Origin of the sequence: Streptomyces flavalbus, assembly GCF_042674625.1 — a bacterium.
In the GTDB taxonomy this organism is placed as follows: Bacteria; Actinomycetota; Actinomycetes; order Streptomycetales; family Streptomycetaceae; genus Streptomyces; species Streptomyces flavalbus.
The window spans coordinates 3607800-3621303 of sequence record NZ_JBHTEB010000001.1; the positions used below are offsets into that span (position 1 = coordinate 3607800).

The window sequence follows — 13504 nt, forward strand, 5'->3', positions numbered from 1 at the left end:
GCGGATACGGGAGTGGGCCCTCAGTAGGACTTCGGCAGACCCAGGGTCTGGTGGGAGACGTAGTTGAGAATCATCTCCCGGCTCACCGGCGCGATACGAGACACGCGCGCGGCCGTTATCAGCGACGCGAGCCCGAACTCGCGCGTGAGGCCGTTCCCGCCGAGGGTGTGCACGGCCTGGTCGACCGCCTTCACACACGCCTCCCCGGCCGCGTACTTCGCCATGTTGGCGGCCTCCCCCGCGCCGACGTCGTCGCCCGCGTCGTACAGGTGCGCCGCCTTCTGCATCATCAGCCGCGCCAGTTCGAGGTCGATGTGCGCCTGGGCGAGGGGGTGCGCGATGGCCTGGTGGGCGCCGATGGGCGCCTTCCACACGGTGCGCTCCCGGGCGTACTCGACCGCCCGCGCGAGCGCGTACCGGCCCATGCCGATCGCGAACGCCGCCGTCATGATCCGCTCGGGGTTGAGACCGGCGAAGAGCTGGAGCAGCCCCGCGTCCTCGTCGCCGACGAGCGCCTCCCGCGGCAGTCGTACGTCGTCCAGGACCAGCTCGAACTGCTTCTCCTCGGCGTGCAGTTCCATGTCGATCCTGCTGCGCTGGAAGCCGGGCGCGTCCCTCGGGACGATGAACAGGCAGGGCTTGAGGTTGCCGGTGCGGGCGTCCTCCGTGCGGCCGACGATGAGGGTGGCGTCCGCGATGTCGACGCCGGAGACGAAGACCTTGCGGCCGGTGAGCAGCCAGTCGGCGCCGTCGCGGCGGGCGGTGGTGGTGATGCGGTGGGAGTTGGAGCCCGCGTCGGGTTCGGTGATGCCGAACGCCATCGTGCGGGTGCCGTCCGCGAGGGCGGGGAGCCACTCCCGCTTCTGGGCGTCCGTGCCGAAGCGGGCGATCACCGTGCCGCAGATCGCCGGGGAGACGACGAGCATCAGCAGGGGGCAGCCCGCGGCGCCCAGCTCTTCGAGGACGATGGAGAGTTCGGTGATGCCGCCGCCTCCGCCGCCGTACTCCTCCGGGAGGTTGACGCCGAGGTAGCCGAGTTTGCCCGCCTCGGTCCAGAGGGCTTCTCGGTTGTGGGTGCGGCCGTGGCGTTTACCCAGGGCGGAGACTGCTTCTCGGAGTGCCTTGTTCTCTTCGGATTCGATGAGGGTGGTCATTGTTGTCCTCCGGGTGCGGGCTTGTGGGTGGCTGGTCGCGCAGTTCCCCGCGCCCCTAGGTCAGTTCGACTACCGCCAGGAGAGAGCCGACCGTGACCTGTTGACCGGGTACGGCGTTCAGGGCGCTGAGCGTGCCAGTGGTTGGGGCCTTGATCTCGTGTTGCATCTTCATCGCCTCCAGCCAGAGCAGGGGCTGTCCGGCCTCCACCCGGGCGCCTGCCGCCAGCCCTTCCGCCACGCGGACCACCGTGCCCGGCATGGGGGCCAGGAGGGAGCCGGGGGCGTGTTGGGCCGTCGGGTCCGGGAAGCGGGGGAGGGCGGTGAGGTGGGTGGAGTTGGCGTAGATCTGGTCGCCGTAGCGTGTGATCTCGTAGCGGCGCCGTACGCCGTCCACCTCCAGGACGACCAGATCCCCGTCCGCGTGCACCACCCGTACCCCGTCTGCCTCTGTCTCGAAGCCGCCCGCGCGGGTGGGGCTGTAGCGGGCCTCGTGGTCCTCGCCCGCCATGCGGTAGCGCTTGGTCTGGGGCTGGGAAGGAACGTTGCGCCAGCCGCCGAACCGGGAGCGGGCGTGGGCGTCGGCGAGGGCGGCGGCCAGGGGGGCGTACGGGTCCGGGGCGGGGGAGGTCAGCTCGTCCAGGTGGCGGTCGTAGAAGCCCGTGTCCAGGTGGGCGGACGTGAACTCCTTGTGGCGCAGGGAGCGGACGAGCAGGTCGCGGTTGGTGACGGGGCCGTGGATCGTGGCCCGGTCGAGGGCGTCGGCGAGTGCGCGGACGGCTTCCGCGCGGGTGGGGGCGTGGGCGACGGCCTTGGCGAGCAGGGGGTCGTAGTGGACGCCGATGGTGTCGCCGTCGGTGTAGCCGGTGTCCAGGCGGACGCTGTCCGGGACGGCGAGGCGGTGCAGGGTGCCGGTCTGCGGGGCCCAGTCGTGGGCGGGGTCCTCGGCGTAGAGGCGGGCCTCGACGGCGTGGCCACGCGCGCGTGGGGGGTCGGCTTCGAGTCGCTCGCCCTCCGCGACGCGGATCTGGGCGGCCACCAGGTCGATGCCGAAGACGGCCTCCGTGACGGGGTGTTCGACCTGGAGGCGGGTGTTCATCTCCAGGAAGTGCGCCCGGCCGTCGGCGACGAGGAACTCGACCGTCCCGGCGCCGGTGTAGTCGACGGCGCGCGCGGCGCGTACGGCGGTGTCGTACAGCTCGGCCGTGAGGGCGTCGGTGAGGCCGGGGGCGGGGGCCTCCTCGATGACCTTCTGGTGGCGGCGCTGGAGGGAGCAGTCGCGGGTGCCGAGCGCCCACACGGTGCCGTGGGCGTCCGCGAGGATCTGCACCTCGACGTGGCGGCCGTCCTCGATGTACGGCTCGACGAACACCTCGTCGTCCCCGAACGCGGCCAGCGCCTCCGCGCGGGCGGCCGTCAGCTCGGCGTCGAGGTCGGTGAGGCGGCGTACGACGCGCATTCCGCGTCCGCCGCCGCCCGCCGCCGCCTTGACCAGCACGGGCAGGTCGGACTCGGTGACCTCGGCCAGCGGGGTCAGGCCGAGGAGTTCCTTGGCGCGGGTCTTGGAAGCCATGGCCTCGATGGCCTCCGGGGGCGGGCCGATCCAGGTCAGTCCCGCGTCCCGGACCGCGCGCGCGAAGTCGGCGTTCTCGGAGAGGAAGCCGTAGCCGGGGTGCACGGCGTCGGCCCCGGCGGCGAGGGCGGCCTTCACCAGGAGGTCGCCGCGCAGGTAGGTGTCGGCGGGCGTGGCGCCCGGCAGCCGTACCGTCGCGTCGGCCACGCGCGCGTGGAGGGCGTTCTCGTCCGGGTCGGAGTGCACGGCGACCGTCCGGATTCCCAACTGACGGCAGGTGCGGAAGACCCGGCAGGCGATCTCGCCCCGGTTGGCGACGAGCAGAGAAGTGATCACGTCGGGGTTCCCTCTCACATCCGGAAGACGCCGAAGCCGCCCCGTACGCCCTCGTAGGGCGCGGTGTGCACGGCGGACAGGCACAGGCCGAGGACGGTGCGGGTGTCGCGCGGGTCGATGACGCCGTCGTCGTACAGCCGCCCGGACAGGAACATCGGCAGCGACTCGGACTCGATCTGCTGCTCGACCATGGCGCGCAGGGCGGCGTCGGCCTCGTCGTCGTAGGGCTGGCCCTTCGCCGCCGCCGACTGCCGGGCGACGATGGACAGCACGCCCGCGAGCTGCTGCGGGCCCATGACGGCCGACTTGGCGCTCGGCCAGGCGAACAGGAAGCGCGGGTCGTAGGCGCGCCCGCACATGCCGTAGTGCCCGGCGCCGTACGACGCCCCCATGAGGACGGAGAGGTGCGGGACGCGGCTGTTGCTCACCGCGTTGATCATCATCGAGCCGTGCTTGATGATGCCGCCCTGCTCGTACTCCTTGCCGACCATGTAGCCGGTGGTGTTGTGCAGGAACACCAGCGGGATGTCGCGCTGGTTGGCGAGCTGGATGAACTGGGCGGCCTTCTGCGACTCCGCGCTGAAGAGGACCCCTTGGGCGTTGGCGAGCACGCCGACGGGGTAGCCGTGCAGCTCCGCCCAGCCGGTGACCAGGCTCGTCCCGTACAGCGGCTTGAACTCGTCGAAGTCGGAGGCGTCCACGATCCGGGCGATGACCTCGCGCGGGTCGAAGGGAGTCCTGAGGTCACCGGGGACGATCCCGAGGAGTTCGTCCTCGTCATACTTCGGGGGGACGGCCGGTCCCGGGTCCGGGTACGCCTTGCGGTGGTTGAGGCGGGCGACGACGCGGCGGGCCTGGCGGAGGGCGTCGGGTTCGTCGACGGCGAAGTAGTCCGCGAGACCGGACACGCGCGCGTGCATCTCCGCGCCGCCCAGCGACTCGTCGTCGCTCTCCTCCCCGGTGGCCATCTTCACCAGCGGCGGCCCGCCCAGGAACACCTTCGCGCGCTCCTTGACCATGATCACGTGGTCGCTCATCCCGGGGATGTACGCGCCGCCCGCCGTCGAGTTGCCGAAGACGACGGCGACGGTCGGGATACCGGCCGCCGACAGCCGGGTGATGTCCCGGAAGATCGCCCCGCCGGGGATGAAGATCTCCTTCTGGGAGGGCAGGTCGGCGCCGCCGGACTCCACCAGGCTGATGCAGGGCAGCCGGTTGGCGAGCGCGATGTCGTTGGCGCGCAGCGCCTTCTTCAGGCTCCACGGGTTGGACGCGCCGCCGCGCACGGTGGGGTCGTTCGCGGTGATCAGGCACTCCACGCCTTCCACCACCCCGATCCCGGTGACCAGGGAGGCGCCGACCGTGTACTCGCTCCCCCACCCGGCGAGCGGCGACAGCTCAAGGAAGGGCGTGTCGGGGTCGAGCAGCAGCTCGATGCGTTCCCGCGCGAGCAGCTTGCCCCGCTCGCGGTGCCGGGTGACGTACTTCTCGCCGCCGCCCGCCAGCGCCTTCGCGTGCTCGGCGTCGAGTTCGGCGAGCTTGGCGAGCATGGCCTCGCGGTGGGCGGCGTAGTCGGCGCCCGTGGTGTCCAGGGAGGTGGGAAGAACCGTCACAGCAGGGTCTCCGGGATGTCCAGGTGGCGGGAGCGCAGCCATTCGCCGAGCGCCTTGGCCTGCGGGTCGAAACGGTGCTGGGCGGCGACACCCGCCCCGAGGACGCCCTCGACGACGAAGTTGAGGGCGCGGAGGTTGGGCAGCGTGTGCCGTACGACGGTCAGGTCCGCCGTCTCCGGGAGGAGTGCGCGGAACCGGTCGACGGTGAGGGTGTGGGCGAGCCACCGCCACGCCTCCTCCGACCGCGCCCACACGCCGACGTTGGCGTCCCCGCCCTTGTCGCCGCTGCGGGCGCCGACGACGTGGCCGAGGGGGGCGCGGCGGGTGGGTCCCTGGGGTGGGGGTGCCGGTGGGGCTGGTTCGGGCACGGGCTCCAGGGCGCGCGTGCCGGGCGCCGACGGCACCGGCACCCGCCGCCCGTCCGGCAGCACCGCCACCTGCTCCACGGCGCCCCGCTCGACGTACGACGCCTCGAAGACGCCGTACGGGCTGCCCTTGCCGGGCGGGGCGGTGACGTGGAAGCCGGGGTAGCTGGCGAGGGCCAGCTCGATCGCGGCGCCGCTGAGGGCGCGTCCCACGGCCTCCTGGTCGGGGTCGCGGACGACGAGCCGGAGCAGGGCGCTCGCGGTCTCCTCGGTGGCGGCGTCGGGGTGGTCGGTGCGGGCGAGTTCCCAGCGGACCTCGGCGGGCGGGCGTGTGGCCAGCGCCCGTGTCATCTGCTCCCGCACCAGGGCGGCCTTGTCCTCGATGCCGAGGCCGGTGAGGACGAAGACGACCTCGTTGCGGAAGCCGCCGAGCCGGGTGCGGCCGACCTTGAGGGTGGGCGGCGGGGCCTCCCCACGAACCCCCTCGATCCGCACCCGGTCGGGGCCGTCCTGGCGGACGCGGACGGTGTCGAGGCGTGCGGTGACGTCGGGCCCCGCGTACCGGGCGCCCCCGGTCTCGTACAGGAGCTGCGCGGTGACCGTGCCCACGTCGACGAGACCACCCGTCCCCGGATGCTTGGTGATGACACACGACCCGTCCTCGTGCACCTCGGCGAGCGGGAAGCCGGGCCGCGTGAGGTCGCGTCCGCCGACTTCCTGGAAGAAGGCGTAGTTGCCGCCGGTGGCCTGCGTCCCGCACTCCAGCACGTGCCCGGCGACGACGGCCCCCGCTAGCCGGTCGTACTCCGTCGGCGCCCAGCCGAAGTGCGCGGCGGCCGGTCCGCTGACCAGCGCGGCGTCCGTCACCCGCCCGGTGACGACGACGTCGGCGCCCGCGTCCAGGCAGGCGGCGATCCCGAACCCGCCGAGGTAGGCGTGCGCGGTGAGGCTCCCCGGGTACGCCCCGGTGAGGTCGTCGCCCTCGACGTGCGCGACCCGCACCGGCAGGCCGAGCCGGTCGGCCAGCTCCCGTACGGCGTCGGCGAGCCCGGCCGGGTTCAGCCCGCCCGCGTTGGCGACGATCCGCACCCCGCGCTCGTGGGCGAGCCCGAGGCACTCCTCCAACTGCCGCAGGAAGGTACGCGCGTACCCGGCGGAGGGGTCCTTCAGCCGGTCGCGTCCGAGGATGAGCATGGTCAGCTCGGCGAGATAGTCGCCGGTGAGGACGTCGACCTCGCCCCCGGTGAGCATCTCGCGCACGGCGTCGAAGCGGTCGCCGTAGAAGCCGGAGGCGTTGCCGATGCGGAGGGTCACTGCCCGGCCCCCTTGGGCGCGCGTCCGGCGCCGGGCGGGCCCGCGAACGCCTGCGCGATGCCGAGCCACCGGTCGGCGTCGGGCCCTTCGGCGCGCAGGGCGAGGTCGGCGCGGTGGGCGCGCTGGGTGACGAGCAGGCAGAAGTCGAGCGCGGGCCCGGTGACGCGCTGGGCGGCCTCTTCGGGGCCGTACGCCCATACGTCCCCCTCCGGCCCGGTGAGTTCGACGCGGAACGGCTCGGCGGGCGGGGTGAGCCCGTGCACGGTGTGCGCGAAGTCCCGGGTGCGGACGCCGAGCCGGGCGATGTGGCGCAGCCGGTCGGTGGGGGCGGGGGCGGGCGCGCCGAGGGCGTCGGCGACGTCGAGGCCGTGCGCCCAGGTCTCCATCAGCCGGGCGGTGGCCATGGAGGCGGCGGACATCGGAGGGCCGTACCAGGGGAAACGGGCGCCCGGCGGGGCGGCGCGCAGGGCGTGGTCGAGGGCGGTACGGCTCTCCCGCCACGACCTGAGGAGGTCGGCGGGCCGGGTCCGGGCACCGTCCTCGGCGCCCTGGTCGACGAAGGTGTCCGGTGCGGCGAGGGCCTGCTCGACCATGGCCTGGAAGCCGTCAGCGTCGGTCACCGCGAGGAGCGCGGCGCGGTCGGTCCAGGCGAGGTGGGCGATCTGGTGCGCCACCGTCCAGCCCGGCGCGGGCGTGTCGAGCCGCCACTCCTTCTCACCCAACTCCGCGACGAGCGAGTCGAGTTGCTCACTCTCCCGGCGCAGGTCGTCGATCACGGGCGTGGGATCGGACACGGCTGGCTCCCCTCGGGCACGGCGGCGTGAGGGGGAGCATGGCAGCGGGGAAGGAAACAATCAAGCGTGCTTGCATGAATTGGTTACCGTCGGAAACAGGGTGCGGGTGACCGGTGCTCCCGCCTACCCTCAGGGCATGACCTGGCGACATTGATCTGTAGAGCCCGCCTCCCGAGGGCCGCCTCCGGAGCCGTCTCCCCGGCATCCGAAGCGACGACCCTGTGGGAAGGCCCATGACCATTTCACCTTCACCCGCGCGGGTGGGCGACGCCCGCGCCGTACGGCGGCTGACGCGCCCCCTGTACTGCTACGCGTACCTGGACGAACTCGTCCTGCTCTACCCCGTGTACGCGCTGCTGTTCGCGGACAGCGGCATGTCCGGCTGGCAGATCTCCTCCCTGTTCGCCCTGTGGTCGCTGACGTCCGTCGTCGTGGAGGTGCCGTCCGGCGCCTGGGCCGACGCCGTGTCGCGGCGGCTGCTGCTCTGGCTGGGCCCGCTGATCACGGCCGTGGGCTACGCCCTGTGGGTCCTCACCCCCTCCTACCTGGCCTTCGCCGCCGGTTTCGTCCTCTGGGGCATCAAGGGCGCGCTCGGTTCGGGCGCCCTGGAGGCGCTGGTCTACGAGGAGCTGGACCGCGTCGGCGCGTCCGACCGCTACGCCCACGTGATGGGGCGCGTGCACTCCCTGGGCCTGCTCGGCGTCGTGACGGCGATGGCGGTGGCGGGGCCCGTCTTCGCGTCCGGCGGGTACGGCGCCGTGGGCGCGGCGAGCGTCGCCGGGTGCCTGCTGACGGCGGTGGCGGCGTGGCGGCTGCCGGAGCACCGCGGGGACCCGGCGCCCGACTCGGTGCCGGAGAGCTGGTCGGCGTCCCTGCGGGACGGCGTCAAGGAGGTGCGCGGCAGCCGCGCCGTCCTGGCCGCCCTGCTGCTGGTGCCCGTCGTCACCGGCGTCTGGGGCGCGCTGGACGAGTACACGCCGCTGCTGGTGCGGGAGACGGGGGTGCCGGATCTGGCCGTGCCGTGGCTGCTGCTGGTGATCTACGTCGGCGCGACGGTCGGCGGCCTCCTCGCGGGCCGCGCGGCACGACTGGGCGCCGTGCGGCTCGGGTTCCTGCTGGCCGGGTCCGGCGTGGCGATGGCGCTGGGCGCCGGGTCGGGCACGCCCGCGGGCGTCGCCCTGGTCGGCCTCGCCTTCGGCGGCTTCCAGTTGGCCACCATCCTGGCCGACGCCCGCCTCCAGCACACGATCACGGGCCCGGCCCGCGCGACGGTGACCTCCCTGGCGGGCGTGGCGACGGAGGCGGTGACGATCGCCGTCTTCGCGTCGTACGCGACGCTGACGACGGGCGCGTCACACGGGGCGGCGTTCGCGGTGCTCTCGCTGCCGTATGTGGTGGCGGGGGTGGGGTTGGTGTGGGGGCGCTGGGCGCTCAGGTCCAGGTGAGGCGCTGAACGGCGGGGCCGAGTGAACCGTCGGCCGCCGGTCTCTCACTCCTTCTCCTTCACCCGCCCCCGCCCCACCTGCGTCCGAACCGCCCCCATGCTCGCCGCGATGACCAGGGCGATGGCGGCGGCCTCCGTGGCGGAGAGGGTCTGGTTGAGGATGAGGAAGCCCGCTGTGGCGGCGAGGGCGGGTTCCAGGCTCATCAGGATGGCGAAGGTGGAGGCGGGGAGGTGGCGGAGGGCCAGGAGTTCGAGGGTGTAGGGCAGGACGGAGGAGAGGACGGCGACCGCCGCGCCCAGGCCGAAGGTCACCGGGTCGATGAGCTTCGTACCGGACTCGGCGATGCCCAGCGGCAGGAAGCACACCGCCGCTATCGCCATGGCGAGGGCGAGGCCGTCGGCCTGGGGGAAGCGGCGACCGGTGCGGGCGCTGAAGATGATGTACGCCGCCCACATCGCGCCCGCGCCCAGCGCGAACGCCGCGCCGACCGGGTCGAGGTCGCCCACGCCGCCCCCGAGCAGGAACACCCCCGCGAGGGCGAGCGCGGCCCACAGGATGTTGATCGCGCGGCGGGAGGCGAGGACGGACAGGGCGAGCGGGCCGAGGACCTCCAGCGTGACCGCCGGGCCCAGCGGGATGCGGGCGACCGCCTGGTAGAAGAGGCCGTTCATCGCGCCCATGGCGAGGCCGAAGAGGACGACCGTGTTCCAGTCGGTGCGGGAGTGCCCGCGCAGCCGCGGTCGGCACACCACCAGCAGCACGATCGCCGCGACCAGCAGCCGCAGCGCCACCACGCCGAGCGCCCCGGCGCGCGGCATCAGGCTCACCGCGAGCGCGCCGCCGAACTGGACGGACACGCCACCCGCCAGCACCAGGCCAACCGGGCCCAGGGAGCCGCGTCGGCCGGGGGCGCCGTCCGACGCGGGACCGGCGGGGGCCGGGACGGCGGAGGTCGAGGGGCCGGGCAGGGCGCTGGGCGTGGTCACGGCGACTCCGAGTCGAGTGCGGGCAGGTCGTTCACTTCACTGTACTCACCAGGCCACCGGAGTGGACTCGGTCAGGCGCGTAAGCGCCCCACGCAACTGTCCGGCGTACGGTGTGCGGCTGTCAACGGGTTACCGGTGCGTGGACGGCCCCCCGCCACCCGGTACCGTCGTCCGTCCCCTCACTCCCCCGACCCGGAGGTCCTGTGCGACGGCTCCTGCCCGTGCTCTGGCGCGCCCTGCGCCCCGTACAGCACCGTCTCGTCTGGTGCCTGAACGCCAAGTTCGTGGTCGGCGTGACCGGGGTCGTGCGCGACGGCGAGGGACGGGTGCTGCTGCTCCGGCACCGGATGTGGCCGCCGGGGCGGCAGTGGGGGCTGCCCAGCGGGTTCGCGCACAAGAACGAGGACTTCCGGCAGAGCCTGGTCCGCGAGGTCAAGGAGGAGACCGACCTCGACATCGCGGCGGGCCGCCTGATCATGCTGAACAGCGGCCTGCGCACCCGCCTTGAGGTGGCGTACGAGGCCGAGCTGCTCGGCGGCGAGCTGCGCCTCGACCCCGGCGAGATCCTGGAGGCCCGCTGGTGCCACCCGGACGAGCTGCCCGCCGACATCCAGCCCGTGTGCCGTCCGCTGGTGCGCGGGGAGACCACCGTCTGAACCCCGCTCAGAGGGCTCAGAGGTGGTCCGCCAGCACCTCCGCCAGGTGCCTCCCCCGCACCCCGGCCAACTGCTCCAGCTGCGTCCGGCACGAGTAGCCGTCCGCCAGGACCACCGCCTCCCCCGGTGCCTCGCGCACCGCGGGCAGCAACCGCTCCTCCGCGCAGGCCCGCGACACCTCGAAGTGCCCCCGCTCGAAGCCGAAGTTGCCCGCCAGGCCGCAGCAGCCGCCGCTCAGCTCCCCGGTCAGCCCGGCCGCGGCGCGCAGTCGGCGGTCGGCCGCGTCGCCGAGGACCGCGTGCTGGTGGCAGTGGGTCTGCCCGACGACGGGACGGTCGAGGCGCGGTGGCCGCCAGTCGGGCGCGTACCGCTCCAGCGCCTCCGCGAACGTCACCACCCGCGCCGCCAGCGCCGCCGCGCGCGGGTCGTCGCCCAGCAGCTCCGGCAGGTCGGCGCGGAGGGCCGCCGCGCAGCTCGGCTCCAGGACCACGACCGGTACGTCCGCCGCCAGCACCGGCGCCATCAGCTCCAGCGTGCGGCGCAGCACCGCGCGGGCCTCGTCGAGCTGGCCGGTGGAGACGTACGTGAGGCCACAGCACACGCGGGTACGGCGGAGGGCGGCCAGCGGGTTGAGCAGCCTCGACGCCCCGTCCGCCACCGCCGACAGCCGCACCGTGGGCGGCAACGCCACCCGCAGCCCCGCCGCCTCCAGCACGCGTACGGCGGCCCGTCCGGCGTGCGGTGAGAGGTGCTCGGTGAAGGTGTCGGGCCAGAGCACGACCAACGCCCCGCCGCCCGCCGCCACCCCGGCAGACCCCACGCCGCCGCTCACCTCGCCGCTCACCTTCCCGGCAGACCCCACGACACCGCCTGCCTCCCCGGCGGGCCCCACGCCCCCGCCACGCCCCCGGCGCCACCACCCGCTGAACGTCTCCCCCGCCACCCGCGGAATCCCCCGCTCCGGCGCGATCCCGGCCAGCCGCTTCCCCAGCGCCGCCAGCGGTCCCAGCCGTGCCAGCGCGTTGAGCAGTGGCGCGGTGTGCGTGCGGGCGGTCCAGCGGAGCCACACCGGCAGGCGGCCCAGCGCGTAGTGGGCGGCGGGGCGGCGGTGTCCGGCGTAGTGGTGGTGCAGGAACTCCGCCTTGTACGTGGCCATGTCGACGCCGACCGGGCAGTCCGACCGGCAGCCCTTGCAGGACAGGCACAGGTCGAGGGCGTCCCGTACCTCCGTGGACCGCCAGCCGTCGGTCACCACCTCGCCCGCGAGCATCTCGTGCAGCAGCCGGGCACGCCCGCGCGTGGAGTGCGCCTCCTCGCCGGTGACACGGAAGGACGGGCACATCACGGCGGGCCCGGTCGCCGTCGTCGTACGGCACTTGGCGACCCCCACGCAGCGGCGGACCGCGGCGGAGAAGTCGCCACCGTCGGCCGGGTAGCCGAAGGTCACGTCGACGGGCTCGCGGGGCAGCGGGGCGAAGCGCAGGTTCTCGTCGAGGCGGTGCGGGCGGACCAGCATCCCGGGGTTGAGGAGGTCGTCGGGGTCCCAGACGGCCTTCGCGCGCTCGAACAGGGCGACCGTCTCCGCGCCGTACATCCGGGGGAGGAGTTCCGCCCGCGCCTGCCCGTCGCCGTGCTCACCGGAGAGGGAGCCGCCGTGGGAGACGACCAGCGCGGCCAGTTCCTCGGAGAACCGGCGGAAGCGGGCCACCCCCGGCTCCGTCAGCAGGTCGAAGTCGATGCGGACGTGCACGCAGCCGTCCCCGAAGTGCCCGTACGGCGTGCCGCGCAGGCCGTGGGCGGCGAGCAGGGCGCGGAAGTCACGCAGGTAGGCGCCGAGCCGGGCGGGCGGCACCGCGCAATCCTCCCAGCCGGGCCACGCCTCCGAACCGTCCGGCAGCCGCGTCGCCGTACCGCTGGCGTCCTCCCTCACGCGCCACAGGGCGCGCTGGCCCACCGGGTCGGTGACGACCGTCGCGTCCAGCACGTCGGCGGCGCGCACGACCGCCTCCGCACGCGCGCGTGCCTCCGCCTCCGACTCCCCGCCCGTCTCCACGAACAGCCACGCCCCGCCGCGCGGCAGCCCGGCCGCGTCCGGCACCAGGTCACGGGCCATGCCCTCCACCGTCAGCGGCCCGTACGGCAGCAGGCCCGCCGCCGCCTGCGCCGCCGCGCTTTCGTCGCCGTAGCCGAGGACGGCGAGCGCACGCGCGCGTGGGGGCTCGACCAGCGCCACCACGGCCTCCGTGAGCACGCCGAGGGTGCCCTCGGAGCCGCAGAAGGAGCGGGCGACGTCCGCGCCGCGCTCGGGCAGCAGGGCGTCCAGCGCGTAGCCGGAGATACGGCGGGGCAGGTCCGGGAAGCCGGTGCGCAGCCGCGCCAGCTCGCCCTCCACCAGCTCCCGCAGGCCCTTAGGGGCACCCCGCCAGTGCCGTCCGAGGCGCAGCCGCCGACCCCGCGCGGTGAGCACCGACAGCTCACGCACGCTGTCCGCCGTCGTCCCCCAGGCCACCGAGTGGGAACCGCAGGAGTTGTTGCCGATCATGCCGCCGAGGGTGCACCGGCCGTGGGTGGACGGGTCGGGGCCGAAGCGCAGCCCGTGCGGGGCGGCGGCCTCCTGGAGGCGGTCGAGGACGAGTCCGGGCTGGACGACCGCCGTACGCGCCTCCGGGTCCAGGGCGAGCAGCCCGTTCATGTGCCGGGTGAAGTCCAGCACCACACCCGTCCCGGTCGCCTGCCCCGCGATGGACGTCCCCCCGCCGCGCGGCACGACCGGCGTCCCGTGCGCCCGGCACACCTCCAGTACGGCGGCCACGTCGTCGGCGTCGCGCGGGGCCACGACCCCGAGCGGGACGCGCCGGTAGTTGGAGGCGTCCATGGTGGTCAGCGCCCGGTCCGTGACGCCGAACCCCACCTCGCCCCGGACGGCGGCCCGCAGGTCGGCTTCGAGATCCCTCAGCCCCGTCATGCCCCTCAGCCCCGTCATGCCCCTCATGCCCGTCATCCCCTCAGGATGCCCCGCGGACGGCGCGCCGCACGGGCGGCCCCGCGGCTCGCACGTGCTCCGATTCGCCCCGGTTCCAGGTGATCCGCGGGAAACCGGTTTCCCGGAAGTCCGACCGGGCGCCCCGAAAACCTCCGGAGAACCACCCCAGGCTGATCAGCAAGTCACCTATAGTGTCCGCCAGTTGCGCGTGAGTGTCGGCTCCCGCCCGAATGAGACCGGACATTTCAAGGAACCGCCCGAGGGCCACCCAGGACGAACGGTGACAGC

At 74.1% G+C, this 13504-nt stretch carries 9 protein-coding genes; 2 read left to right on the forward strand and 7 right to left on the reverse strand.

Translation table 11 applies throughout. The annotated features are described in order from the left end of the window. Nucleotides 1-20: 20 nt before the first annotated feature. The 5 genes from ACFQZ6_RS16060 to ACFQZ6_RS16080 are packed head-to-tail and all read right to left on the reverse strand — an operon-like array spanning nt 21 to nt 7146. On the reverse strand, nt 21-1154 hold the full coding sequence (locus ACFQZ6_RS16060) for an acyl-CoA dehydrogenase family protein (RefSeq protein ID WP_381609263.1): 1134 nt from the start codon (nt 1152-1154) through the stop codon (nt 21-23). 55 nt (nt 1155-1209) lie between these two features. After that, nucleotides 1210-3060, reverse strand: a complete 1851-nt coding sequence (locus tag ACFQZ6_RS16065; protein ID WP_381609266.1) for an ATP-binding protein — start codon at nt 3058-3060, stop codon at nt 1210-1212. 14 nt (nt 3061-3074) lie between these two features. Continuing rightward, nucleotides 3075-4673, reverse strand: a complete 1599-nt coding sequence (locus ACFQZ6_RS16070; RefSeq protein ID WP_381609269.1) for an acyl-CoA carboxylase subunit beta — start codon at nt 4671-4673, stop codon at nt 3075-3077. Then, nucleotides 4670-6352, reverse strand: coding sequence for an acyclic terpene utilization AtuA family protein (locus ACFQZ6_RS16075; RefSeq protein WP_381609272.1), 1683 nt, complete (start codon nt 6350-6352; stop codon nt 4670-4672). Before ACFQZ6_RS16075 ends, ACFQZ6_RS16070 begins: the two co-directional genes overlap by 4 nt. Next, nucleotides 6349-7146, reverse strand: a complete 798-nt coding sequence (locus tag ACFQZ6_RS16080) for a TIGR03084 family metal-binding protein (RefSeq protein WP_381609275.1) — start codon at nt 7144-7146, stop codon at nt 6349-6351. Before ACFQZ6_RS16080 ends, ACFQZ6_RS16075 begins: the two co-directional genes overlap by 4 nt. 233 nt (nt 7147-7379) lie before the next feature. Between ACFQZ6_RS16080 and ACFQZ6_RS16085 the strand changes: the two genes are divergently transcribed. Further along, nucleotides 7380-8591, forward strand: a complete 1212-nt coding sequence (locus tag ACFQZ6_RS16085) for an MFS transporter (protein ID WP_381609278.1) — start codon at nt 7380-7382, stop codon at nt 8589-8591. Between the two features lie 44 nt (nt 8592-8635). Here ACFQZ6_RS16085 and ACFQZ6_RS16090 read toward each other — a convergent pair whose 3' ends face one another. Continuing rightward, a complete protein-coding gene (locus ACFQZ6_RS16090; RefSeq protein ID WP_381609281.1) occupies nt 8636-9577 on the reverse strand; it encodes an EamA family transporter in 942 nt (313 codons plus the stop codon). A gap of 203 nt (nt 9578-9780) precedes the next feature. Here ACFQZ6_RS16090 and ACFQZ6_RS16095 point away from each other — a divergent pair, with 203 nt between their 5' ends. Beyond that, nucleotides 9781-10233, forward strand: a complete 453-nt coding sequence (locus ACFQZ6_RS16095; RefSeq protein ID WP_381609284.1) for an NUDIX hydrolase — start codon at nt 9781-9783, stop codon at nt 10231-10233. Nucleotides 10234-10249: 16 nt separating this feature from the next. Here ACFQZ6_RS16095 and ACFQZ6_RS16100 read toward each other — a convergent pair whose 3' ends face one another. Beyond that, entirely contained in the window at nt 10250-13234 is a 2985-nt protein-coding gene (locus tag ACFQZ6_RS16100; protein ID WP_381609287.1) for an FAD-binding and (Fe-S)-binding domain-containing protein, read from the reverse strand. Between the last annotated feature and the right edge of the window lie 270 nt (nt 13235-13504).

What these genes read in the sequence shown, in the direction of transcription:
- ACFQZ6_RS16060 (WP_381609263.1), bottom strand. Translation starts at nt 1,154, where the DNA reads ATGACCACCCTCATCGAATCCGAAGAGAACAAGGCACTCCGAGAAGCA.
- ACFQZ6_RS16085 (WP_381609278.1), top strand. Translation starts at nt 7,380, where the DNA reads ATGACCATTTCACCTTCACCCGCGCGGGTGGGCGACGCCCGCGCCGTA.
- ACFQZ6_RS16100 (WP_381609287.1), bottom strand. Translation starts at nt 13,234, where the DNA reads ATGACGGGCATGAGGGGCATGACGGGGCTGAGGGGCATGACGGGGCTG.